The sequence below is a fragment of the Tenacibaculum ovolyticum DSM 18103 genome, from assembly GCF_000430545.1.
Classification (GTDB): Bacteria; Bacteroidota; Bacteroidia; order Flavobacteriales; family Flavobacteriaceae; genus Polaribacter; species Polaribacter ovolyticus.
This window is the reverse complement of record NZ_KE387165.1, coordinates 113,042-137,121: the sequence shown is the minus strand read 5'-3', so window position 1 is coordinate 137,121 and position 24,080 is coordinate 113,042. Positions and strand designations below refer to the sequence as shown.

Annotated in this window: 22 protein-coding genes; 10 read left to right on the top strand and 12 right to left on the bottom strand. The window is 30.3% G+C overall.

Annotation, left to right across the window (positions count from 1 at the left end; all coding sequences use genetic code 11):
* Positions 1-39: 39 nt before the first annotated feature.
* The 9 genes from H518_RS0116940 to H518_RS0116900 form a co-directional block, all read right to left on the bottom strand.
* Entirely contained in the window at positions 40-981 is a 942-nt protein-coding gene (locus tag H518_RS0116940) for a pseudouridine synthase (protein WP_028890177.1), read from the bottom strand.
* A gap of 46 nt (positions 982-1,027) precedes the next feature.
* Complete coding sequence (locus H518_RS0116935; RefSeq protein WP_028890176.1) at positions 1,028-1,945, bottom strand: geranylgeranylglycerol-phosphate geranylgeranyltransferase; 918 nt, start codon at positions 1,943-1,945, stop codon at positions 1,028-1,030.
* Positions 1,946-1,956: 11 nt separating this feature from the next.
* Positions 1,957-2,883: a mevalonate kinase family protein gene (locus H518_RS0116930; RefSeq protein WP_028890175.1), complete on the bottom strand. Its 927-nt coding sequence runs from the start codon at positions 2,881-2,883 to the stop codon at positions 1,957-1,959.
* A gap of 51 nt (positions 2,884-2,934) precedes the next feature.
* Complete coding sequence (locus H518_RS20125) at positions 2,935-3,429, bottom strand: toxin-antitoxin system YwqK family antitoxin (protein ID WP_051263827.1); 495 nt, start codon at positions 3,427-3,429, stop codon at positions 2,935-2,937.
* A 16-nt stretch (positions 3,430-3,445) separates the two neighbouring features.
* Positions 3,446-4,525 carry a diphosphomevalonate/mevalonate 3,5-bisphosphate decarboxylase family protein gene (locus tag H518_RS0116920; protein ID WP_028890174.1) on the bottom strand — a complete coding sequence of 360 codons (1,080 nt, stop codon included), beginning with the start codon at positions 4,523-4,525 and terminating at the stop codon, positions 3,446-3,448.
* A gap of 139 nt (positions 4,526-4,664) precedes the next feature.
* On the bottom strand, positions 4,665-6,137 hold the full coding sequence (locus H518_RS0116915) for a SusD/RagB family nutrient-binding outer membrane lipoprotein (RefSeq protein ID WP_081411213.1): 1,473 nt from the start codon (positions 6,135-6,137) through the stop codon (positions 4,665-4,667).
* 12 nt (positions 6,138-6,149) lie between these two features.
* Positions 6,150-9,338, bottom strand: coding sequence for a SusC/RagA family TonB-linked outer membrane protein (locus tag H518_RS0116910; RefSeq protein WP_028890172.1), 3,189 nt, complete (start codon positions 9,336-9,338; stop codon positions 6,150-6,152).
* Between the two features lie 126 nt (positions 9,339-9,464).
* Positions 9,465-10,175 (bottom strand): LytR/AlgR family response regulator transcription factor, encoded by a 711-nt coding sequence (locus H518_RS0116905; protein ID WP_028890171.1) that lies wholly within the window; start codon positions 10,173-10,175, stop codon positions 9,465-9,467.
* On the bottom strand, positions 10,168-10,896 hold the full coding sequence (locus H518_RS0116900; RefSeq protein ID WP_240472531.1) for a sensor histidine kinase: 729 nt from the start codon (positions 10,894-10,896) through the stop codon (positions 10,168-10,170). The genes H518_RS0116905 and H518_RS0116900 overlap by 8 nt, the downstream gene beginning before the upstream one ends.
* 522 nt (positions 10,897-11,418) lie before the next feature.
* On the opposite strand from H518_RS0116900, the gene H518_RS0116895 reads away from it, so the two are divergent.
* The 6 genes from H518_RS0116895 (at position 11,419) to H518_RS0116870 (ending at position 14,404) form a co-directional block, all read left to right on the top strand.
* Entirely contained in the window at positions 11,419-11,757 is a 339-nt protein-coding gene (locus H518_RS0116895; protein ID WP_028890169.1) for a hypothetical protein, read from the top strand.
* 100 nt (positions 11,758-11,857) lie between these two features.
* Positions 11,858-12,613: an OmpA family protein gene (locus tag H518_RS0116890; protein ID WP_028890168.1), complete on the top strand. Its 756-nt coding sequence runs from the start codon at positions 11,858-11,860 to the stop codon at positions 12,611-12,613.
* Positions 12,614-12,637: 24 nt separating this feature from the next.
* Entirely contained in the window at positions 12,638-12,871 is a 234-nt protein-coding gene (locus H518_RS0116885; RefSeq protein WP_028890167.1) for a hypothetical protein, read from the top strand.
* Between the two features lie 26 nt (positions 12,872-12,897).
* Positions 12,898-13,182 (top strand): hypothetical protein, encoded by a 285-nt coding sequence (locus H518_RS0116880; RefSeq protein ID WP_028890166.1) that lies wholly within the window; start codon positions 12,898-12,900, stop codon positions 13,180-13,182.
* Between the two features lie 53 nt (positions 13,183-13,235).
* The gene (locus H518_RS0116875; protein WP_028890165.1) at positions 13,236-13,856 is read left to right on the top strand and encodes a hypothetical protein; all 621 of its coding nucleotides are present in this window, start codon (positions 13,236-13,238) and stop codon (positions 13,854-13,856) included.
* 101 nt (positions 13,857-13,957) lie between these two features.
* A complete protein-coding gene (locus tag H518_RS0116870; protein ID WP_028890164.1) occupies positions 13,958-14,404 on the top strand; it encodes a KTSC domain-containing protein in 447 nt (148 codons plus the stop codon).
* A 75-nt stretch (positions 14,405-14,479) separates the two neighbouring features.
* Here the strand turns inward: H518_RS0116870 and H518_RS0116865 are convergent, their stop codons facing one another.
* The 3 genes from H518_RS0116865 to H518_RS0116855 form a co-directional block, all read right to left on the bottom strand.
* A complete protein-coding gene (locus H518_RS0116865; RefSeq protein WP_028890163.1) occupies positions 14,480-15,688 on the bottom strand; it encodes a BaiN/RdsA family NAD(P)/FAD-dependent oxidoreductase in 1,209 nt (402 codons plus the stop codon).
* A gap of 124 nt (positions 15,689-15,812) precedes the next feature.
* Positions 15,813-16,760, bottom strand: a complete 948-nt coding sequence (locus H518_RS0116860) for a GYDIA family GHMP kinase (protein ID WP_028890162.1) — start codon at positions 16,758-16,760, stop codon at positions 15,813-15,815.
* 74 nt (positions 16,761-16,834) lie between these two features.
* Positions 16,835-18,106 (bottom strand): hydroxymethylglutaryl-CoA reductase, degradative, encoded by a 1,272-nt coding sequence (locus H518_RS0116855; RefSeq protein WP_028890161.1) that lies wholly within the window; start codon positions 18,104-18,106, stop codon positions 16,835-16,837.
* 141 nt (positions 18,107-18,247) lie between these two features.
* Here H518_RS0116855 and H518_RS0116850 point away from each other — a divergent pair, with 141 nt between their 5' ends.
* From H518_RS0116850 to H518_RS0116835, 4 genes are all read left to right on the top strand, one after another.
* Positions 18,248-20,392, top strand: coding sequence for a S9 family peptidase (locus H518_RS0116850; RefSeq protein ID WP_028890160.1), 2,145 nt, complete (start codon positions 18,248-18,250; stop codon positions 20,390-20,392).
* A 12-nt stretch (positions 20,393-20,404) separates the two neighbouring features.
* Entirely contained in the window at positions 20,405-21,808 is a 1,404-nt protein-coding gene (locus tag H518_RS0116845) for a peptide MFS transporter (RefSeq protein ID WP_028890159.1), read from the top strand.
* A 69-nt stretch (positions 21,809-21,877) separates the two neighbouring features.
* Positions 21,878-23,461, top strand: a complete 1,584-nt coding sequence (locus tag H518_RS0116840) for a peptide MFS transporter (protein ID WP_028890158.1) — start codon at positions 21,878-21,880, stop codon at positions 23,459-23,461.
* Between the two features lie 97 nt (positions 23,462-23,558).
* Positions 23,559-24,077: a thioredoxin family protein gene (locus H518_RS0116835; RefSeq protein ID WP_028890157.1), complete on the top strand. Its 519-nt coding sequence runs from the start codon at positions 23,559-23,561 to the stop codon at positions 24,075-24,077.
* Positions 24,078-24,080: the final 3 nt, after the last annotated feature.

Genomic DNA, 24,080 nt, shown 5'->3' with positions numbered 1-24,080 from the left:
ATAAAAAATCCCGAGTTTAAAACTCGGGATTTTTTTTATTTATAACATTTTTAATGTGTTAACTTCTTGGTCTGTTAACTCACGCCATCTACCACGAGGTAAATTACGTTTAGTCATACCAGCAAAAACAACACGGTCTAGTTTTGTTACGGCATATCCGAAACTTTCAAATATTTTACGAACAATTCGGTTTCTTCCAGAATGTATTTCAATTCCAACTTCAGTTTTTCTTTCTCCTTCTACATAAGAAACAGCATCAATAAAAACTTTTTTACCTTCGATAACAACATCACCACGTAATTTATCTAAATCAGAGATTGATAATTTTTTATCTAAAGAAGCGTGGTATAATTTACGGACGTTATGCTTTGGGTGCGTTAATTTTTTAGCCAATTCACCGTCGTTTGTGAATAATAACAAACCAGTGGTGTTTCTATCTAATCTTCCAACAGGGTATATGCGCTCTTTGGTAGCATCAGCAATAATTTCCATTACCGTTTTACGACCACGATCATCTTCCATGGTGGTAATATAGTTTTTTGGTTTATTTAGTAAAATATAACGTTTCTTCTCTATCGAAATTAATGTTCCATCAAAACGTACTTCATCGGTAGGTTGTACCTTGTAGCCCATTTGAGTCATTAATTTACCGTTAACAGCAACACTACCATGTTCTATGTAGGTGTCAGCTTCTCTACGTGAACAGATTCCAGAATTGGAAATGTATTTATTTAAACGAATACCAGTTGCATCTTCAGTTGTATTCTGAACTGGTTTATTAGATTGAGATCTTTTATGGTCTCTTTTAAATTGTTTTTTATTATCAGAAGAGCTAGTCGCAAATCTTTTTTTACTTGAGAGGTTATTAGTTCTCTCAGGTTTATCGTTTTTTTCAGACCTATCAGTTCTAAATGATTTTTTTTCACGAGGATTGCTGTTCTTATCAGCCTGTCGTCCTCTCGACGAGTTTTTTGAATTCATAATAATATTTTAAAAAGTGCGCAAAGGTACAGTAATTATTTGATTTTTAATCTAAAGCTGTGACTACTTTGTCTAAAATTAAGGATTTGTCAATAAATAGTAAACTGAATACTCCAATTAATAATAATACTTTTAATATGTTGTGTAGCAGTCGATATTGGTTGGTTTTTGTTGCTTTCCAAGTGTAGAAACCAATGAAAAACAAAATAATTGCAGTTAGGTAGAAATAGTATTTCATATACTCAATAGCAGGATAGCTAAATAGAATACTAACCGGAACTAATGTTAAAATCATTAATAGAATGATTAACTTTTTGGTGTTTTTTTCACCGTATTTTACTGGAAAAGTATTGTAGTTATTTAATATAGCTCCCTTAATGTTTTCAAGTTTTTTTATTAATTCTCTAATCATTATAATTAGAAAAAGAAAAATTGCATGTACAAAAATAACTTTTGAAAAATTTTTATAGTGCACGAAAATCACAAAAAAAGGAAGTATTGTTAATATGGTTACACTCATTAACCCAATAAAAGGATATCTTTTTAATTTGTGAGAATAGAACCAAATACCGAATATGTATATAGCGAAGAAGAAAGCAGCTCTCCAAGAAACTAACCAGCCAAAGCCAAAACCTGTAAAGTTTAATAAGAAATATAAGGATAGTTTTGTTTCTTGCTTAACGTATGAGTCTAGCCCAGATTTTATAGGTCGGTTAATTTTATCTGCATTTTTATCATAAAAATTATTGATAATATATCCTGCAGCAACTGTTGTTATTGTGGCTATAACCAGGTATAGCAAATGCCAGTCGAAAAGTACAGGCTTTATTGATTTTTGCTCAGAGAAAATGAAAATAGCAGCCAAATATTGGGCTGCTATTAATACTAAAATATTATATCCTCTAACAACAGATAAAAGACTAAAAAGTTTTTTGACTATTGTACTCGTTTTTAATGTACTCATGGTAATATTGATTAAAATCGATATACCAATTCTAATTTATAATCTTTTAAGCTTGTTTTAGCTTTTTCATAATCTTCAGTAAAACCTAAGATATAACCGCCACCTCCAGAACCACAAAGTTTTAAATAGTATTCGTTGGTTTGAATTCCTTTTTCCCAAATTTTATGGAAAGCAGAAGGTATCATTGGTTTGAAATTTGTTAAAACTACTTTTGATAATTTTTTTACATTCTTAAACAATGATTTTACATTTCCATGTAAGAAATCATCAATGCAGGCATCTGTATGAAGTGAAAATTCATCACTCAACATTTCGCGAAAACCTTCATTTTTCATCTTATTCATAAAGATGTTTACCATAGGTTCTGTTTCTCCAACTTGTTCAGAATCTAATAAGAATACAGCGCCCTTTCCTTCTTTTTGTGATGGAATACCAGCTGCCTCAATATTTTCTTTAGAGTTAATTAGAATAGGTAAACTCAAATAAGAATTTAAAGGGTCTAACCCTGAACTTTTTCCGTGGAAAAATGATTCCATCAAAGAGAAAATTTGCTTTAAGGCTAATAATTTATCGCGTGTTAAATTTTCTAAAACAGTAATTTTATTATTAACATACTTATCATAAATTGATGCAACTAAAGCTCCTGAACTACCAACTCCATATCCTTGAGGGATAGATGAATCGAAATACATTCCGTTTTTAATATCATTTTTTAATGAAGTTAAATCGAAAGATACTAAAGTTGAATCTAACGTTTTTAAGTAGCTGTAAAATTTAACTAAATTAGTGTTAGATTTTTTAGCTTCACCTGTTAGGTTGCTAACCGTTTTTAAACCACCTTTATATGAGTTAAATGGAATTGCTAACCCTTTAGAGTCTTTTATTATTCCATACTCACCAAAGAGTAATATTTTTGCGTAAAATAAAGGTCCTTTCATAGATGTTTTAATTGCGAGACAAAAGTACAAGTAAAAGAGTTAGTTTACAAACTAGTATACATTTTTGTAGAAAGTTTTCCAAACGCCAACTTTTTCATTGTTGCGGTATTTCCCCTTAGTTTCTATTTTTCCGTTTTTGTAAAAGGTTTTCCATACACCTTGCCTTTTATCATTATTGTATCGTCCCTGTTCTTTTAGTTCTCCAGTTTCATAATATGCTTTTCTAACACCGTCTAACTTTCCGTTTTTATAATTTGCTTTATGAAAAGGTTTTCCATTTTGGTAATAATATAAGACTAAGCCATCAAACTGCTCTTCATTAGATTTTTTAATAGTACTATAGCCCTCCATTTGAATTTGACCATTTTTATAATAATCAACAATCCAATAACCGTCTTTTATTTTTTTTGGCGTAGGTCTATAAAATGTATGATTCTCTTTAGAGGTTTCTTGCCAATTTTCATCAAACCAAGCAGTATCTTGGGCTTTTGCTGTAAAAGATAAAAATCCAATAAACAATAGTATTAGTAATGTTGAATTTTTCATAAAGTAAGGTTTAGGGTTACAGGAGTTTAGCTCCAAAACCAGCATTATCACAAATATACTGATTTTTTTGGCAGTAATCAATTAATGAATTTTTAATAAAAAGCTCAATTTCAGTCTTTTCAGATGCAGGATATAATACATGTACGTTTGCTCCAGCATCAAGAGTAAAACAAACTGAACTATCGTTTTCTGCACGATATTCCCAAATTTTATTAATAACCTCTAGTGTATTTGGTTTCATTAAAATAAAGTAAGGGTTACTCGTTAACATCATTGCGTGTAAGGTTAAGGCTTCACTTTCAACTAAATTAATAAAATCTTTAATTTTTCCGTTTTGAAGTATGTTAGATAACTTAGCTAGGTTTTCGTTTGCTTGTTTAAAGCGTTGTTCAGCATATGGGTGATCATGCATTAAATTATGCCCAACTGTTGAAGAAACTTGCTTCTCTCCTTTATCAACTAATAAAATGGTATCGCAGTAGTTTTCGAAAATTGAATGTATCTTATACGGGAATTTTGTACCAAATAAATCAGAGCTACCAATAATATCAGGATGTTCTCCCCAAACAACTATAGGTCCTTCAATACTTCTACTAGCACTACCAGAACCTAAACGAGCTAAAAAAGATGCTTTTTTATTAATGTACTCTTCAGTTAAATTAGGAGTTAGTTTTTTTTCTAAACTTAATAGACACATCGCTATAGCGCTCATACCGCTTGCAGAAGAAGCGATTCCACTACTATGCGGAAAAGAATTTTCTGAATTAATAACCATATTATATTCATAAATATATGGACAGTATTTTTCTATTCTCTTAAAGAATTCTGAGATTTTAGGTTTAAAATCATCTTTCTTTTTTCCTTCAAAGAATAATTCAAAGGAAACTTTATTTGTATTCGATTTTTTTTCGAAATCGATTGTTGTAATTGTGTGACAATTGTTAAGTGTAAAGCTAATAGATGCGTTTTTTGGGATTTGAGGATTGCTCTTTCCCCAATATTTAACTAAGGCAATGTTACTTGGTGTTTGCCATGTATAAGTTGCTTTTTCCACCTTTTTTTCTAATGACTTTGGAATGAATTGTACTGTGTTCAATTGCTTTAAGTATTTATGACAAAGATATATGTTGTAGTAGATATTAAAAAATAAAAAAGACTACCTTTTTAGGGTAGCCTCTTTTTAGATAAAAAAATATACATTCAAATAATTACACAATATTTATTTTATCTTTTTATTAATTAACATCCCAAAATATTTTGGTTGTCATTAAGTCTCCTCCAATTGCGGTTGAAGCAGAATTGTAATTGGCTGTATTTAATGTAGATTCAAGATTAGAGTAGATGTTTCTAACTGGTACTTTTCCGTTTGATTCCGCCACTGCTGTTGCAGGAGCTACAAAATTAGGGAAGTCTAATCTACGGTACTCTGTCCATGCTTCAAACCCTCTATTGTAATACCCCATCCATAACTGATAAGCTATTTTTTCTTTATTAGTTCCAGCTGCTGTTGCAAAAGCTACATCGGGTCTAGTTATATAAGTAGTTATACCTGCATTTGATACACCCCAGTATTCCATAGTAGCAGTAATACCGTTTACATAATGAGTATCAGCAGTTGCACCAACATTAAAGTTTCTGTCAGCGGCATCAGCAAGTAAAAAACTTGTTTCAGCATAGTCAAAAAGAACACCAGCTAAAGTAGGGTCTCTAAACTTAGGACCTGTGTTAGATACATCTGCATATTTTTTACCTAATGCACCAGCTTCGGCATATGGAAAACCTATATATTCACCTCCAATTTTTGACGAAGGGTCGAAAAAGATGTCCATTCTTGGATCATTTTTTGCTTTCATCTCATCTACTAAATAGGTAGTAGGTACGTAGTGTTGTTCAGTTGTAAGAGCTGCAAATATTGGATTTCTTTCGCCTGCTTCTGAATAATAATCTAATAAAGCATTTTCACTATTATTAGAAATAACGCCTGAAGCGTAAGCTGCTTCTACCATGTTTTTTGCTAAGACAGCATCAATATCAGCTAAATGCATTCCCATTTTTAATTTTACACTATTTCCTAGTCTTTTCCATGAAGAAGTGTTTCCTGCATAAAAAAGATCTCCAGTACCAAAACTACCACTACTTGTGTCTAAAGTATTAATTGCTACAGTTAAGCGATTAGCTAAGTCTAAGTATATAGTTTTTGCATCATCGTATTTAGGTTGTGGAGAGTTTTCAAAATCAAGAGCTTCTGTATAAGGAACGTCTCCAAAAATATCAACTAAAGTTTGATAAACTATAATCATTTGTATTTCTAGGATAGCAATTTGATTCTTTTGCTCAGCAATCTTATCAGGTGTAACAGTTTGTTTTGTTACAAGGTTTTTTGCGGTATTTAATTCCCCTAAAACATCTCTGTATAAAGTCCAAAACCCTAGACCTAAACTTCTGTTTTCTTGATTGTAATTGTCTTCATCAGCAAACTCAGTATTTGTCCATTGTTGAACATATTTTCTGAAATTATTGCTATTAGGATCGGTGTTTGTTAAAAATGTAACATACGATACTTGAGCTTTTGTCATTAAAGCTTCTGGAACGGTATTTAAAAACCCTTTTCCGTTAACGTTTAAATCTTCTAAATTCTCACAAGAATTGAGTAGTACTATTGATAGTGCTACGACAATAATTGCTTTTATTTTTTTAAATAAATTCATATTTATTGTTTTTTAAAATTTAACTTTTACATTAAAGCTATACTCTTTTGTGCTAGGCATTGCTCCTGTTTGAAAACCTTGTAAGTTTCCTGAAGACGCTCCTGCTTCTGGATCTGCATAAGGTAAATTCTTGTGTATAATCCATAAATTAGTTCCACTTGCTGAAAAAGTAATATCGTTGAACATTGATTTTTCAAGGAAAGATGAAGGTAGGCTATAGCTTAATGAAACTTCTCTTAGTTTTATGTAAGAAGCATCGTATACAAATTGTTGTTCAGGGTATTTAGTACTGTAGTATACTGGAATTCTTTTTTGATTTACAGTTCCGTCAGCTAATACACCAGGTAGTATAATACCTCCACTGTCTGTACCTGTAGTAATTGGATTTCTCATAGGGTTTCCTAAATTATTATCTCCCACAGAAGTTTCGTAAATACCTGTTCTTTGACCGTATTTTTGATCTAAAGACCAAACATCACCACCTTTTTTCATGTCAACTAAGAAGCTAAAGCTAAGTTTTTTGTAGCTTAGTTTATTATTGATACCTCCAGACCAATCGGCATTTACATCACCAATTACTTGATCATTTACTCGAACGTAATACCCATCATTTCCAATTACACGTTTACCATCTAAATATTCGTAACCTGTATTAACCATTAATCCTAAAGGACTTCCTACTTTAGCAACAGATGATATTCCTTGAAAACGACCTACTTCCATTTGTTGGCTTCCATCATTTAAACTTTTTACCTTACTGTTGTTTTTAGACCAGTTTATTTGTGTCTCCCAAGAAAAATCTTCTGTTTTAACAGGTACTACATTTAAACTTACTTCAATACCTTTGTTTTCAATTTCTCCAGCATTTACCCATGCATTTGTGTATCCTGTAGAAGCTGAAGAACCAATAGCTATTGCTTGGTTTACTGTACTTTTTGTGTATAAAGATAAATCTAAACCTACTCTGCTTTTGAATAATTTTAATTCTAAACCAGCTTCATATGCTGATGTTATTTCTGGTTTTAAATTTGCGTTTTTCTTTGTGTTTTGATTAGAAAAACGAATTTGACCTCCGAAATTAGTGAATTTATCATAGCCAGATACGATGTTATCAAATCCTGTTCCAGCTCCTGTTTCAGCATAGTTTAATCTTAATTTACCAAAAGAAAGCCAATCAGTTTTTAAGTTTTTGCTAAAAAGGTATGTTCCAGAGATTGAGGGATATTTATATACATTATTACTGGCAGGTAGAGTTGAGTTTTTGTCAATTCTATAAGTTCCTTCAATAAAAAAAGTATCATCATAACTAAAAGAAGCACTAGCAAAAACACTATTAGTTCCTATTGAAGAAACTGCTTCTGTAAGAGCATTAGGGTTTTCTTTTGAATTTGAAATAGCGTAAATCCCTGGGATTACTAAACCTCCTTTGGTAAAAGCTTGGGTTTGATCAATTTTTGATCTTCTTGCATTTGCTCCAAGCATTCCAAGAAAAGATATGCGATCAGTAATTTCAGTGTTAAAGTTAAGCATTAAGTCAAAATTCATTTCAGAAAATGTACGGTCAAGTCTTGAGTATGCTCCAACTAATTGAGCGTTTCTTTTTGAACCGACAGCTATTCTTTCTTCCTGAGATTGACTGTAGGTATCAATACTTGCTTTTGCGGTTACACTTACCCAGTCTTTAATTTCATTAGTAAGGCTAAAGTTTCCGAAAAAGCGACTTCTACTCATGTTGTTGTAGTTCTCTTTTCTTTGAAAGTAAGGGTTGTCATGAAATGCTACACCTAAGTTGTTTGGCCCCCATACATTCCAGGTGGTATTTTCACCAGTTTCGTTATAGGCTTTTTTTAAATCGTTAAAATCAACACTTGAAGAATACCATTGACGAATACTACTAGAAAAATTATTTCCTCCAGCACCATAACCAGTTTCGTTTAATCCTTCACCTTTAGTTTTTGTATAGTTTGCTGATGCAGTAATTGTTGTTTTATCACTTAGGTTGTAGCTAGATGATAGGTTAAATATATCTCTATTATAAGAACTGTTAGGTAGAATACCTTGGTCTAAGTCATATTTAGAATAACTAAATCTAAAGTTACCTTGGTCGTTACCACCAGATAAAGCAACAGTATTGGTATATGCAATACTATTTTGATAAAAGCTATTAGCATCATTTACAGGAGCTGTCCATGGAGTTGCTTTTCCGTAAGTAGATAATGATGGATGAAATGAATTCCATCTATATACTAAAAGGTTAGCATCATAAGCAGGTCCCCAAGAAGCATCATCTGTAAGTTCATAAGGATGTGATCCATCCCCTAAGTCAATATTGTTAGAAGCGTCAGTAAATGGATTCCACCATCCACTTCCGTATTGTTTTTGATACTTAGGAAGTGTGTTAAAATCAACAGATCCTATTGTTACACCACTGCTTATTGTTACACCTAATCCATTACCTGCTTTCCCTTTTTTTGTAGTAACGATAATAACACCATTCGAAGCTCTCTCTCCGTATAGTGCTGTAGCAGCTGCACCTTTAAGCACATTCATGCTTTCTATGTCATCAGGGTTAATATCTGATGCAGCATTACCGTAATCGTAACCACCTGTATTTCCACCTGCTCTTTGATCAGCAGTATTTGTGTTTGAGTTATTTAAAGGGACTCCATCAACTACCCATAGAGCTTGGTTTGTTCCGCTTAAAGAAGAACTACCTCTAATAATAACATTTGTAGAACCTCCAATATTTCCATTTCTTCTAATTTCTATACCCGAAATTTTCCCAGAAATAGAATTAGCTACGTTTCCTGAGTTAACCTTTGTTAGATCACCTCCTTTTACCTCTTGAGTTGCATATCCTAAAGATTTCTTTTCTCTTTTTATTCCTAAGGCGGTAACTACAACTTCGTTTAATAGATTTTCATCGTCGACCATTGAAACATTAATTCTGTTAGAAGATCCAATTGTTTTTTCAATTGTCTTTTTTCCAACAAAACTAAAAATTAGTATGTCGTTCTGTTTTCCTTGAATAGTGAAGTTTCCGTCAAAATCAGATTCTACTCCCGAAGTAGTCCCTTTAATGATAATACTAACACCTGGAAGTCCCCCAGATTCATCTGAGACAATCCCAGATATTGTTTTTTCTTGAGCAAATGTAATTTGCGTAATCAGAAAAGACAACAATAATAATGTTACTCTCATAGTTTGAAAATTTAAATTGTTTTCTCAAAAAAAGAGAATAAAATTTCAATTAACAAATTAATGGTAATAAGGTACTTTCTTTAGGTAATAATGTATGTTTTGTTGTTTTTTTTGGTGAAATAGAGGTTATTTGTTTTCTAGTTTTCGAAAAACATATTTTTTGTAGCTTCTGCTTATAGGCAATGCTTTTTTGCTAATTTCTATGAATTCATTTGTGTAAGAAGTAATTTTTTCAAGCGAAATAATATATGATCTATGGATTCTAATAAATTTATAAGATGCTAACTTTGTTTCTAAATTGCTAATTGTTTCTCTTGTAGTTATCATTGAGTTTTCTGTGAATATTTTAACATAATCACCTAAGCTTTCTATATAAAGGATGTTATTGAAGTTTATTTTAACCATTTTTCTATCTGCTCTTACAAATATATAGTTGTTAGAGGTTTCTTTTTTTATATCATTAGTTTTTTTACTTATTTGTAAGTTAAATACTTTTTGAATTGCTTGTAAAAAGCGATCAAAGGAAATCGGTTTTAATAAATAATCGACTACATTTAAGTTAAAGCCATCTACAGCGTAATCCCTATAAGCAGTTGTGAAAATTATTTTTGATTTTTTATCAATTATTTTAGCTAAGCTTAAACCTGTAATTTCGGGCATATTAATGTCTAAAAAATATAAATCTATTTCATTTTTTTGCATGAAAAGGATTGCTTCTGAAGCATTTTTACACATTTTAATTAATTCTATATTTGGAGTTTTTTCAATAAACGAGGCTATTATTTCTCTAGCTACAGGTTCATCATCAACAATAACACACTGTAATTTTTTAGACATTTTTTAAAGGAGTTTTTAATTTAATTTTAAAAGAGTTTTCAGTATGATAAATGTTTAAAGAATAGGCCGTTCCGTATAGCATTTCTAATCTTTTTTTAATATTTTCTAATCCTATTCCTTTTTTATTTTTAAAATTAATTTTTGTTGAATTTGTTATTTTAAAAATTAAAAAATCTTCTGTTGTTTTTAACTCGAGAATAACTTTTAAAACGCCATTGATTTGTGTTCCATGTTTAAAAGCATTTTCAACAAATGGTAATAAAAGCATTGGTGAGATTTCAATATTTACTTGACGAGTTTCTTTTTTGAAAATAACATATAAACTATCCTGAAATCTCATTTTTTCTAAAGAGATATAATTTTCAATGTGTTTAATTTCATCGTTTAATAATACGAAAGGTTTATCTACTTGATATAAAATGTAGTCTAATAAATTAGATAGTTTTAAAATCATACTGGGTGTATCGTCAGATTTTTTTAAAGCAAACCCATATAATGTATTTAATGTGTTAAATAAGAAGTGTGGGTGAATTTGCATTTTTAAAAACTTAAGCTCTTGCTCTTTTAGTTGTAATTGAGTATGTAGGAACTTGTTTTCTATAATTTTCTTTTCTTCCCCTGATTTATAATTATGTTTTAATATTTTAAAGCTAGAAAAGAATACTACTATTAATATAACACAGATAAAAATAACAGAAGTGTTTTTTGTTAGTTCAGGCATTTGCTTATATTCCAAGTTAAAAAAGAAAATAAACCCAAAAAGAACAGTAATTAAAACACCAAAAATTATGAAAATTATAAGGTAAATTGTGTAAAGTGAAAATTTCCAATAATTTTTTAATATTAGGAAATCAGGTATTAGTTTGTATCCCGCTACATATGATGAGGTTATTGCTATTAAGGAAAGTGTTGTTGAAAAATAAAGTAAGAAAAGAGGAGTGTTGGTACCAATACTGAAAAAAAGATAAAAAAAATACCATACTATTGTCCAAAAAAATAAATGTACAATGGATTTTTTCAAAATTTGTAGAATTTTTTCTTTCATTATGCAAAAAAGGTGTTTTTTTATTAAATAAAGGGTAACAATAGATGAAGTAACTGTTTTATAAGATGTTTTACCAGATTAGGTATCAAAAATTAGTTTTTGTCATTTGCCTGCTTAAATTATTAGTTCATCGATTTTAAATGAAAGTAAATATGATTTGGGTATACTTTTACCTAAAATAATTTAAAATAATATATTATGAAATTTATTACAGATTCACCTTTGGAGTTTATGCTTCCATTATTAATTTTATTAATGTTTATATTGCTCCTTTTTTTTAAAGGATTGAAAAATAACACAGAGAAAATTTCGAATTTAATAAAAGAAATTAGTTTATTGGCTATTGTTTTTGGTGTTTTATGTTTTATTATAGGTTGGTTAGATGGATTGGAGAAGATTGCAATAGCACTAGATATAGCACCACAAGTTTTAGCGGGAGGTATGAGGATTAGTCTATATGCTCCAACTTTTGGTTTAGTGATTTTTTTAATGGGGAGATTAGGAGCTCTCTTGTTATTGTGGAAAAGAGAAGCGTAGTTTTTTAATACGAATTAATATTTTACAGAAAAATAAAATACCCAATTCAATTTTGAATTGGGTATTTTTGTTATATAATTTGCTAAAGAAAAATGATATTATGAAAATAAAAACGATCTTACTCTTAATTATATTTATAAGTACAACAGTTCATTCTCAAAAAAACAACACTTATAAAATATTTTTTGACTTTAATGAATTTGATGTTGATTTATTGCAAACAAGAAAAATAGATAGCATAAAAGATAAATACAATTCAAAAAAAGTAGTGTTAAATTTAGTTGGATACGCAGATGAATTAGGTAGTAGTAACTATAATTTAATTCTTTCAAAAAAAAGAGTAAATGCTGTTAAGAAACTATTTAAAGGTTATAAAGTTTTAAATAGTAAGGCAGGAGGAGAGTTAAGAGGAGTTACCTATAATAATAGAAAAGTTTTAATTGAAGTGATTCAGGGTATTGATGAAAAAAGAATAAATAATTTTGCTAAATTAAAGTTAGGAGATGAGGTAGTTTTAAAAAACGTATTATTTTTACCTGGTACAAATTCTTTTGAGAAAAGTAGTGCTAAATCATTAGTAGAACTCTATTTGTTCTTAATAGAAAATTCTAAAGTAAGAATAAAAATAACAGGCCATATTTGCTGCCCTAAGACAGATAACCCTAAGACAGATGCTTATAATTCATTAACAGGGAAAAGAAATCTTTCAGAAGCCAGAGCAAAGAAAGTTTTTAAATATTTAATAGATAAAGGTATTCGTAAAAACAGGCTTTATTATAAAGGAATGGCGTATAGAAAACCTTTAGGTAGAGAAGATAAATATAATAGAAGAGTTGAAGTGCAAATTATACGTTAATTTTGCAATTTACAATTGAACATAATGAGTAGAAAAATAAAATTAATTTGGGATTTTAAAGGGCCAGATGGATTAGCAACAGCAAAGCACCATTGTATTCATTTAAAAGAATTTGCTCAAATAGATGGTTTAGCTTATCATGAGGTAAATCATAAAGAGTTTAACCCTATGCATACTATTGCTTTTATTATAGTTGATGAAAGTAATATGAAAATTTTTAGAGACGCTTTAAAGCCTCATCGAGGAGAATTAGCTTAATTAAATAAAATTTAAAAAATAAAATTATGTTTTTAATAAATGCCTTAGCAAAACCAAAAAAATCATCAGAACATTATGATGAAGTTATCGGAGCTTATGTAAGCTTGTATATAGATTATAAAGATATTGAAGGAGCGCTTAAGCTAGCGAAACATTATATAAAAGATGAAGGTTGGAAAGTGACAGAAATAGAAGAAGAGTACTTTACGCTAGATTCTATAGATGATGTTGATGAGGATCAAATAGAATTGTATAATGAAGCTGTGGAGTACGGTTATACAATCGTTTTTAATTGTTATGAAGAGGAGTAATTTTTATATAAAGGTTAATTAAAATAGACTATCTTTCACTAAAATTATTTATAATGAAAGGTAGTTTTCTTTTTTTTACCGCAATTTTTCTCTCTTTTAAAGGCTTCACTCAGTATAATTTTTCTACATATACTGCTCATAAATCAATAACTGAGGCTATTCGGGTAAATAACGAACTTATAGCAGGGAGAACTTCTTTTTTCGAAAAACAAGCAGCGGCTAAGCCGCTTATGTTTCAAAATACAAAAATAAAAATACAAGAATTTAACAGGTTGTCAAATAGCTTATCAAAATATATTGAGACAATTCAGAAAGAGGTAAATACTGAGCAGGTTTTATATGACATGTTAGGTAGTGATTTTTATAAAAAAGTTCTTTTTAATGATAGTAAAAACTTGTCTTATAAAGGTAGGAAGCTTAAGAGGAAAATAGATAGTTTATATAATCATTCAGTTAAAATTAATGTTCATAAATTATCTCAGCTAGAGAATTTTTATAATGATCATTTTAAGACAGCTGATGTTTTTTATGATTTTGATGAAAATGAATTAGATTATTTTCAATATCATTTTTATGATAAATCAAATTACGGTATTATGATGGCTATGAATTGTTTATTGTTAGATGTAAAAACTTTTCAATTATTGTATTTTGGAACAGTTATGAGTTATTAAGTGTTGTTTTTAAGTAAAATAAAAACTTTTAAATAAAAAGAGCTTTCTCTCTCATATTCAGATAATTTGATTAATTTCGCGGGCTAAATTATTTCATACAAATGAAACGTATCAAAGAATATAAGAAGCTTTTTAATGTTGAAGGAGCGATTGATTTAAAAGAATTAAAGAAAACTTATCGTGGATTGGTAAAAGAATGGCATCCAGATAAGTTTCAAGACGAAGAAAAAAAGTTAGAAGCAGAAGAGGTAAGTACTAAAATTATTGACGGATATCATTTTTTAGTAAGTATAGCACCAAAAACAAAAGAAGATAACTTAGAAGCATATAATACTACTATTACTGAATTTAGAGTAGAAGATTATCAGCATAAAAGTATGTTATTAGAGGTGACTTTTACAGATGGTAATACATATGAATATTTTGGAGTAAGTAAAAAAATATTTCTTAAGTTTATAAACGCGAAGTCTATTAATAACTTTGGTAAAAGAAATATTTTTAATTCTTTTACTTATAGAAAGTCAATGAAAGCGTCAGCTACGGTTTAGTCTAAAATCGAACAACATAAAAAAAGACCATTTACTAAATTTAGTAAATGGTCTTTTTTTATATGTAAAATAGTATTATTCAGAAATGCTTCTAGCACAAATAAATCCACCAGTCCAAGCATTTTGAAAGTTAAATCCACCAGTAACGGCATCAATATTTAAAACTTCACCAACTATAAACAAGTTTTTGTGTAATTTACTTTCAAATCGTTTAAAATTAATCTCTTTCAAATCTACACCTCCAGCTGTTACAAACTCATCTTTAAAAGTTGTTCGACCGTTCGCATTAAACAACCCTTTTGTTAATTGAGAGGTTAAATTATTAAGTTGTTTATTGCTTAAATCACCCCAGTTTTGAGATGTTTTTATTTCAGAAGCAGCAACAAAGCGCTCCCATAAACGACGAGGAATATCTGAGAAAGGAGATTTTAAATTCACCTGTTTTCTTGCTTGTGATTTTTTTAATTCAGTTAATTCATTTAAAATGACATCAAAATCTTGACCTAGCCAATTTACGACAACATTATATTGATAGTTTTTATCAGCTAAAATACGTGCTCCGAAAGCAGATAGTTTTAAAATAGCAGGCCCGCTTAACCCCCAATGCGTAATTAATAGAGGTCCTGAGTTTTCTAAATTAGTTCCTACTAATTTTACATCAGCATTAGGTACCGATATTCCACCTAAATCAATAATTCGTTTATCTTTTATATTAAAAGTAAATAAAGAAGGTACAGGTTCTATAATAGTATGACTTAATGTTTTACACAAGTCCCAAACTTTTTTAGAGCTACCTGCTGCAATTACTAAGTAGTCAGCTTCAAATTGTTTATCTTTGGTTTTTGCAATCCACTTATTAGCCTGTTGATTAACTGAATTTACTCCGTGGTTTTTCAATACTTTAATTCCAAGATTATCAACAGTACTTTCAAAACAATCTATAATAGCTTGTGAGGTATTTGCTTCTGGGAATACTCGGTTATCACTTTCAATTTTTAAAGGAATCCCTTTGTTATCAAACCACTCAAAAGTATCACCGGTCATAAATTGATGAAAAGGCCCTAAAAGTTCTTTTTCTCCTCTAGGATAAAACTTTACGAGTTCTTTAGGTTCAAAACAAGCGTGTGTAACATTGCAACGTCCACCTCCTGAGATTTTAACTTTCTGTAAAACTTCTTTTCCTTTTTCAAGAATCGTAATATCTAAATCAGGATTATTTTCTTTTGCATTTATTGCTGTGAAATATCCTGCTGCACCACCACCAATTATAATTACTTTCTTCATTTTGTATTTTGTCAGTTCGAGTAATTTTGATTTTTATTCAAAATTGTACCGAGAACTTTTTATTAAATTATCTCGATGCAAATTTATTTCATTCTTCAGTAAATTCACTCGATATGACATTAAATTATAAAACCATTTCTTTATAAGGTACAATTGTATCGTAGCCTTTCTGTTTAAAATAAGGTAAGGTGTCATCATTTCCTGTAGCCAGAACAAAATCGCCACCCCATGCACCTAAACTTTTTATTTCTCCAAAATAATCAGGGAATAATCGTTTTTTTACAGGTGTCTGTTTAATAATTGAACTAATTAATTGTTCGTGCTCAAATATTATTTTATTTAAATTTATAGAAGAGTCTGCTTTTAAAAACTCCTGAGTAAGTATGTCAATTTCAGAAATTAATGTATGTGCTTCTTCTTTATGTTGTTTGTATTGAGCAATTCCCTCTCTACTATTTTGTTTTTGATTTAAATACACGAAAAATAACTCATCCAAAAAAATCGGTTTGAATTCTACCTCCTCGATAATAGGTGTTATCTCGAGCGTAGTTGAGAGGCTCTTTTTTAATTGATATAAAATAGGTGAATTATTACTTGCGCAAGCAATGTCATAACCACTACCAGAAAAAGCATTCCATAATAAGGTAAAAGGATTTACATTTGCCCAAGTAGCAATATTATTTATTAAAGTAGATGAACTTCCAAGTCCCCAATTTTGAGGGAAAGTTAAATTTGTTTTTACAACAAAGCCGTTTTTAGTAGTTAGAAATTCTGGATTTAATTTTTTAGCTTCTAGTAAAATATCCGATAACGTTTCTGCAATAAACTCAGCGCTCCCTTCTTTATTCGAATTAAAAGTAGCTGAGGTTAAGCGTAGTTTTGGTAAATCGAAGGTGGCTTCAAACCAGCATTCACCAGTATTCGTAAAGCTTCCCCAAATAAGTTGCGGTTCTTCTATTGGTTCAATAATTAAATTTTGCCCAAATTTTGTAGGTACTGCTAAAGAAGTTGCTCCATCAAGAACAACATACTCGCCAGTTAATAATAGTTTTCCGTTAGAATAAAAATTCATTTACAAATGTTTGGTCGAGCGCAGTCGATACCTTATTAAAATTAAAACTTTTCGACTGCGCTCGATAAGTAGCACTATTTTCTTAACTCGTTAAATTTATCAACAACTGCACTGTGAGAAACAGTTTTACTTTCAAAATAAGTGGTGATAACTTCTCTCTCTTTAGTCGTTGCTTCTAGTTGATTTAAAATGTTTTGCAGATGCATTTTCATATGCCCATGCTGAATACCTTTAGTTGTTAAAGCACGTAAAGCAGCAAAGTTTTGAGCTAAACCAGCAGTGGCAATAATTTCCATTAATTCTTTTGCTGATGGTTTTTGCATCATATCTAATGATAATTTTGCCATTGGGTGTAATGCTGTTAAGCCACCAACAGTTCCTAATGCTAATGGAATTTCAATCCAAAATCGAAAAATACCATTTTTAATTTCACAATGTGTTAAGCTTTTGTAATGTCCATCTTTTGAAGCGTAAGCATGTGCACCGGCTTCAATAGCTCTAAAATCATTTCCAGTCGCTAAAACAACAGCATCAATACCATTCATAATTCCTTTGTTATGGGTAACAGCCCTGTAGGGTTCAATTTCAGCTATCTGAATTGCTTGATGGAATTTTTGAGCAAATTTTTGTGGGTTTTCACCACCTAAATCTTCTATCTTACAACTAACCTCTGCTTTAACAATACAGTCAGTAACATAATTAGATAATATGCTCATTACAATTTCAATATCATTACGCCTAAATTGATTAGCCATAGCTTCTAAACACGAATTAATAAAATTCGCACCCATACTATCTTTTGTTTCAAAAGTGACATGTAATTGATAATAGTTGTTAAGTTTATCTGTTTTATCAATAAGTTGAATATCTAAAATACCTCCACCTCGTTTCTCCATATTTTTGGTGATAGAAGCTGTGGCTTTTAATAATAAGGGTTTTTGCTGATTAAAGTAGTTTTCTAAATCGGTTTTATTGCCTTCGTACATAAAGTGTACTTGACCAATTTTAGTAGTTGAAATAACTTCAGTTTTAAAACCACCTCGAGTACTCCAGTATTTAGCAACCAGAGATGCTGCGGCAACGACAGAACTTTCTTCAACAACCATTGGTATTACATAATCACGGCCATTTATAACAAAATTTGGCGCAATTCCGTAAGGCATGTAAAAATTAGAAATAGTATTTTCTATAAAATCATCATGTAGTTGCTGTAATTTAGCATCTACATTCCAATACTGTTTTAATGTTTGTGTAATTTCAGGTTGGCTATTGAAATATGTTTTAGCTAACCAGTCTATTTTTTCTTCTTTCGTAAGTTTAGAAAATCCAGCAATAATTTTAGACATTCTTAGTAAAATTTAGGTGCTCCAAAGATAAATGAATCTTGTTAAAATAGAGTTCTTATTTAGGATTTCTAGTTTTTTGGTGCGTTTTTTGGTGATTTTTCCGTAAACTTGGCAAACTTTTTAGGTAAACAACAACTCAATATGAAAAAAATAGTACTACTTTTTATAGGGATATCTACGCTCTTACAAGCACAAAAAAAAGATATTTCTTTAGAAGATATATGGAGAAAAGGCACATTTAGAGCTGATTACATGAACTCTTTAAATTCAATGAATGGAGATTATTATTCATTATTGAACTATAAAGAAGGTAGCTCTTCTGTTGATAAATACGATTATAAAACTTTAGAGAAAGTTGCAACAATTGTAGATAGTAAAGATTTAAACGAGTTAAAAACGTTTCAATCATATAGTTTTAATAGTGATGAAACGAAGTTAATTTTAGGAACTAACTTTAAGCCAATATTTCGTCATTCTTTTTTAGGGACATTCTATATGTATGACATTGCTTCAAAAACATTAAGGCTAATAGGAGAAGATATTCAAAGACCCACTTTTTCGCCAGATAGTAAAAGAGTAGCATATGCAAAAGATAATAATTTATTTATAAGAGATTTTTCAAGTAATTCACTTGTTCAAGTAACAACTGATGGAGAAAAAAATAAAATTATAAATGGTATTACTGATTGGGTTTACGAAGAAGAATTTGGTTTTGTAAGAGCTTTTGAATGGAGTGAAAATGGAAGTAATTTAGCTTTTTTACGCTTTGATGAAAGTGCTGTAAAAACATTTTCTATGGATGTGTATGGTAAAGGAAAATACCCAACACAAGAAGTTTTTAAGTACCCGAAAGCAGGTGAAGATAACGCGAAGGTTACTTTACATGTATATTCTTTAGCAACAAACGGAACTGCCAAAATTATTTTTGGAGACTATGAATATATACCAAGAATTAATTGGACAAAAGATGATAATATTTTAGCAGTACGTACTTTAAATCGTCATCAGAATGATTTAAAAATGTATTTTATAAATGCTAAAACATATGATACTTCATTAATATTAAATGAAACAGATAAAGCCTATGTAGAGGTAAATGATGATTTAACTTTTTTAAATGATAATAGTTTTATTTGGACAAGTGAAAAAGATGGTTTCAATCACATTTATCATTACAATAAAAAAGGAGAATTGATTAATCAAGTTACAAAAGGTAATTGGGAGGTAACTTCTTATTATGGTTTTGATGCTGATAAAAAAACAGTTTACTACCAGTCAGTTGAAAATGGATCAATAAACAGAGGTGTTTATAGTATTTCTTTAAAAGGAGAGAATAAAAAAGTTTTAAGTAATCCTTTAGGTACTAATAGCGCATCGTTTAGTAAAAATATGCATTATTTTATCAATACATTTTCTGATGCATTTACTCCAACAGTGTATTCTTTAAGAAATGATGCAGGAAAGGTTTTAAAAACGGTAAAAGATAATGCAGCTTTAAAAGAAGTGGTAGCGAAGTATAATTTAAGTAAAAAAGAGTTTTCTACTATTAATGTAAACGGAAACGACTTAAATATGTATACAATTAAGCCTGCTAATTTCGATGCAAATAAAAAACACCCAGTATTAATGTACCAGTACTCTGGCCCAGGATCGCAGAATGTAAAGAATAGCTGGAACGGAGCAAATGATTACTGGCATCAAATGTTAGCACAAGACGGTTATATTGTTGTTTGTGTTGATGGTAGAGGTACAGGATTTAAAGGAAGAGACTTTAAAAAAGTTACTTACATGAACTTGGTAAAACACGAAACTGAAGATCAAATAGCAGTTGCAAAGAAACTAGCTGATTTACCTTATGTAGACGCAAAGAGAATTGGTATTTGGGGATGGTCTTTTGGAGGACATATGAGTACTAACTGTTTATTAAAAGGAAATGATGTTTTTGCAACAGCAATAGCAGTAGCTCCTGTTACAACTTGGCGTTTTTATGATAGTATTTATACTGAACGTTATATGAGAACTCCAGAAGAGAATCCAGCAGGATATGATGAAAATTCACCATTAAACTACCCAGAGTTATTAAAAGGGAAGTATTTATTGATTCACGGAACAGGTGATGATAACGTACATGTGCAAAATGCTTATAGAATGGCAGAAGCATTAATACAAGCGAATAAGCAATTTGAATGGGGAATGTATCCTGATAGAAATCACGGAATTTATGGTGGTAATACTCGTTTACATTTATATACCAAAATGACGAATTTCATTAAAAATAATTTATAAAATATAACAAATATGAACACTGTAAAGCAAGAAGATCTTTGGGGGCATCCTAAAGGACTGTATGTATTATTTTTTGTAGAAATGTGGGAACGATTTTCATACTACGGTATGCGTGCCATTTTAACATTATATTTAGCAGCACCTATATTATTAGGGAATCCTCAATCTGGTTTTGGGTGGTCAAATGCAGAAACAATATCTTTTTACGGAACTTATACAATGTTAGTTTATTTAACATCAATACCAGGAGGTTGGATTGCTGATAAATATATCGGTCAGAAAAAAGCAGTAATGCTAGGAGGTGTTCTTTTATGTATCGGTCATGGTATTTTAGCTATTGATACACAATGGGCTTTCTTTACAGGTTTATTATTTATTGTAATAGGAGTAGGGTTTTTAAAGCCAAATATTTCAACAATGGTTGGTGGGTTATACCCAAAAGGTGATGATAGAAGAGATAAAGGGTTTTATGTTTTTTATATTGGAATAAATTTAGGTGCTTTCTTAGGTGCTTTAGCTGTAGGTATTGTAGCTGCGGAATATGGATGGCACTATGGTTTTGGATTAGCTGGTATTGGTATGGCTTTAGGGCAAATAGTGTATATGTATGGTTTAAAATATTTAGAAGGAGTAGGAGAGTTTTTAGGAAAAAATGATTCACCAGATAAAGAATTAATGAAAAAACCTTTAACAGCTGTAGAGAAAGATAGAATGTTAGTAATGTTTTTATCTTTCTTAATTATCATTGTTTTTTGGGGAGCTTTTGAGCAAGCTGGTGGATTAATGAGTTTATATACTGAGCAAAAAACAGATAGACTTCTTTCTTTTTTAGATTATGAAGTTCCTGCTGCTGTATTTCAATCTGTAAATGCATTCTTTATTATTATTTTAGGAACTGCTGTTGGTGCCTTTTGGTATAAATGGGGTAAAAAAGGTAAAGAGTCTTCTTCTTTATTTAAAATGGCAATAGGTGTAATAATTATGGCTTTTGGTTTTTTCTTTATGAGTAAAGCGAGTACAGAAGTAGTTATGGACGGTGAGAATGTTATTGAAAAATCAGCAATGATATGGTTGGTGTTAGCTTATTTATTCCATACTATAGGAGAGTTATGTGCTTCACCAGTAGCATTATCATTTATAACAAAATTAGCACCAGTAAAATATGCATCATTTATGATGGGGGCATATTTTGCAGCTACAGGTTTAGGTAATAAAGTAGCTGGATTAGTTGGAGCAATGTCAGAAGGAGCAGGGGAGTTTCAGGTTTTTACAGGTATTGCAGTTTTTTGTACTATTTTCGGAATACTAATAATTTTAATATTAAAGCCTCTAAAACGATTAACACATGGAGCTGAGGATATTAAAGGAACTTCAAACGAAGAAGCTGAAGGATTTGAATTAGCAGATAATAACTAAGAATAAAATTAAAGCCTTGTAATAGTAAATATTACAAGGCTTTTTATTTATAAATTATATAATAAAAATATGAGTACAGACACGATTAGATTTGAAGGTTCAGAAATGAATCGTAAGTTATTGATGGGACACCCATCTGGTTTATTTGTTCTTTTTTTTACTGAAATGTGGGAACGTTTTTCTTATTATGGAATGCGTGCAATTTTAGTATTATTTTTAACATCAGCTATCACCGGAGATAATCCTGGTTGGGGATGGTCAAGAGAGGATGCGTTAGGATTATATGGTACATATACAATGCTTGTGTACTTTTCTCCAATTATTGGTGGGTTTTTAGCAGATAAATTCTTAGGATATCGATACGCTGTGGCAATTGGTGCTTTTATAATGACTTTAGGGCATGCAACAATGGCTTTAAATACACCGTGGAGTTTGTATTTAGGTATTGGTTTGTTAGTTGCGGGAAATGGATTATTTAAGCCAAATATTACATCTATTATTAATGGTGTTTACAAAAATGCTCAAGATAAAAAAGATGGTGCTTTTACCATATTCTATATGGGAGTAAACGCTGGTGCTTTTGTTGGTATTTTACTTTGTGGATATGTTGGTGAAACTGCTGGTTGGCATTATGGGTTTGGATTAGCAGGTGTATTTATGTTTTTAGGAATGTTGCAATTTTGGTTTGCTCAAGGAATTTTTGGACGTATAGGATTATCACCATCAAAGACAATTGAATATAATGATGCAATTGAAAATGTAGAAGAAAAAGCAACAATTGAAGAAGAGAAAATACCAGCTAATGTTCAAAGAGATCGTTATATCGTTGTCGCTATTTTAGCATTTTTTACTGTTTTCTTTTGGGCTGCTTTTGAGCAAGCTGGTGGTTCTATGACTATTTTTGCAGGAGATTATACAAATAGAGTTTTAGAAGGAGATTCTGCAAATATATTTAGAGTTGCAAATACGTTATTAACAGTTGTTCCTTTATTGATAATAACATATGTTTTATTCCAATTATTTAAAATAACTTTTAAAAAATATGCTTTATCTAACCTTTTTCTAGGAGCTAGTTTTGCTATTATTTGGTGTATTGTTATTTGGATGCTAAAGAATCAATTTAGTGATGTGAAAACTGAAGTTCCTGCATCTTGGTTCTCTATCTTAAATTCATTTTATATTATTGCTTTTGCTCCCTTAATTTCAAAAATATGGGAAAGTAAATTTAATCCTCCAGCTACTGTAAAGTTTGGATTGGGATTAGTTCTTTTAGGGTTAGGTTTTGGTGTGTTAGCTTATGGATCTTCTGAGATTCCACAAGGAGCACAAACAGCATCTGTAAGTATGGTTTGGCTAATATTAGCATATTTACTTCATACTTTAGGTGAATTATGCTTGTCGCCTGTTGGTTTATCTTATGTATCAAAACTTGTTCCAGCGTCTACAATTGGTGTAATGTTCGGACTTTGGTATATTGCAGTAGGTATGGGTAATAAAGCAGCAGGATCTATGGGAGGTATGATCGATAAGATTACTGCAACATATGATATGAGTACATTCTTTTTAATTTTTACTATTGTACCAATACTTGCTGGTTTCATTTTAATGGGGTTAACTCCATTAGTAAAAAAGTTAATGCACGGGGTTAAATAAGTTTAATCAAACATATATAATATTTCAAAAACCTGTCAATAATAAATAATTGACAGGTTTTTTGTAAATTTGGAATACTTATTGAGACTTAAGAGATATGAAGAAATTAATTTTAGTAGCAGTTTTAGCAATTATTTCAGTAGGAGTAAAGGCGCAAGAGAAAGTTAATTGGTTAACTTTTGAAGAAGCATTAGAAAAAAATAAAGAAAATCCAAAACCTATTTTGGTAGATTTGTATACTGACTGGTGTGGTTGGTGTAAGAAAATGGATAAAACTACTTACAAAAATAATGTTATCGTTAAGTTTATTAACGATAACTATTATGCTGTAAAAATGGATGGTGAAGGAAAAGATGACATTAGTTTTAAAGGTAAAACTTATAAATATGTACAAGAAGGTAAGAGCAAATATCATGAATTAGCAGCTGCTATTATGAAAGGTAAAATGAGTTACCCTTCTACAGCTTTTTTCGATTTAGAAGAAAGGTTAATTCAAACTGTACCAGGTTATTTAGCTGAAAAAAAATTCGAGATGGTTTTAGCTTTTTTTACAAAAGATAATTATAAAACAAAAAAGTGGTCTGAGTTTTCAAAAGCTTTTAAAGGTTCTATTTAATCA

Excerpts from the sequence above, each read along its gene's own strand:
- H518_RS0116850 (WP_028890160.1), top strand. The coding sequence starts at position 18,248 with ATGAAAAAAATAGTACTACTTTTTATAGGGATATCTACGCTCTTACAA.
- H518_RS0116885 (WP_028890167.1), top strand. The coding sequence starts at position 12,638 with ATGAGTAGAAAAATAAAATTAATTTGGGATTTTAAAGGGCCAGATGGA.
- H518_RS0116930 (WP_028890175.1), bottom strand. The coding sequence starts at position 2,883 with ATGAAAGGACCTTTATTTTACGCAAAAATATTACTCTTTGGTGAGTAT.
- H518_RS0116890 (WP_028890168.1), top strand. The coding sequence starts at position 11,858 with ATGAAAATAAAAACGATCTTACTCTTAATTATATTTATAAGTACAACA.
- H518_RS0116915 (WP_081411213.1), bottom strand. The coding sequence starts at position 6,137 with ATGAATTTATTTAAAAAAATAAAAGCAATTATTGTCGTAGCACTATCA.
- H518_RS0116835 (WP_028890157.1), top strand. The coding sequence starts at position 23,559 with ATGAAGAAATTAATTTTAGTAGCAGTTTTAGCAATTATTTCAGTAGGA.
- H518_RS0116880 (WP_028890166.1), top strand. The coding sequence starts at position 12,898 with ATGTTTTTAATAAATGCCTTAGCAAAACCAAAAAAATCATCAGAACAT.
- H518_RS0116910 (WP_028890172.1), bottom strand. The coding sequence starts at position 9,338 with ATGAGAGTAACATTATTATTGTTGTCTTTTCTGATTACGCAAATTACA.
- H518_RS0116865 (WP_028890163.1), bottom strand. The coding sequence starts at position 15,688 with ATGAAGAAAGTAATTATAATTGGTGGTGGTGCAGCAGGATATTTCACA.
- H518_RS0116855 (WP_028890161.1), bottom strand. The coding sequence starts at position 18,106 with ATGTCTAAAATTATTGCTGGATTTTCTAAACTTACGAAAGAAGAAAAA.
- H518_RS0116900 (WP_240472531.1), bottom strand. The coding sequence starts at position 10,896 with ATGCCTGAACTAACAAAAAACACTTCTGTTATTTTTATCTGTGTTATA.
- H518_RS0116935 (WP_028890176.1), bottom strand. The coding sequence starts at position 1,945 with ATGAGTACATTAAAAACGAGTACAATAGTCAAAAAACTTTTTAGTCTT.
- H518_RS0116905 (WP_028890171.1), bottom strand. The coding sequence starts at position 10,175 with ATGTCTAAAAAATTACAGTGTGTTATTGTTGATGATGAACCTGTAGCT.
- H518_RS0116860 (WP_028890162.1), bottom strand. The coding sequence starts at position 16,760 with ATGAATTTTTATTCTAACGGAAAACTATTATTAACTGGCGAGTATGTT.
- H518_RS0116845 (WP_028890159.1), top strand. The coding sequence starts at position 20,405 with ATGAACACTGTAAAGCAAGAAGATCTTTGGGGGCATCCTAAAGGACTG.
- H518_RS0116895 (WP_028890169.1), top strand. The coding sequence starts at position 11,419 with ATGAAATTTATTACAGATTCACCTTTGGAGTTTATGCTTCCATTATTA.
- H518_RS0116840 (WP_028890158.1), top strand. The coding sequence starts at position 21,878 with ATGAGTACAGACACGATTAGATTTGAAGGTTCAGAAATGAATCGTAAG.
- H518_RS0116870 (WP_028890164.1), top strand. The coding sequence starts at position 13,958 with ATGAAACGTATCAAAGAATATAAGAAGCTTTTTAATGTTGAAGGAGCG.
- H518_RS0116940 (WP_028890177.1), bottom strand. The coding sequence starts at position 981 with ATGAATTCAAAAAACTCGTCGAGAGGACGACAGGCTGATAAGAACAGC.
- H518_RS20125 (WP_051263827.1), bottom strand. The coding sequence starts at position 3,429 with ATGAAAAATTCAACATTACTAATACTATTGTTTATTGGATTTTTATCT.
- H518_RS0116875 (WP_028890165.1), top strand. The coding sequence starts at position 13,236 with ATGAAAGGTAGTTTTCTTTTTTTTACCGCAATTTTTCTCTCTTTTAAA.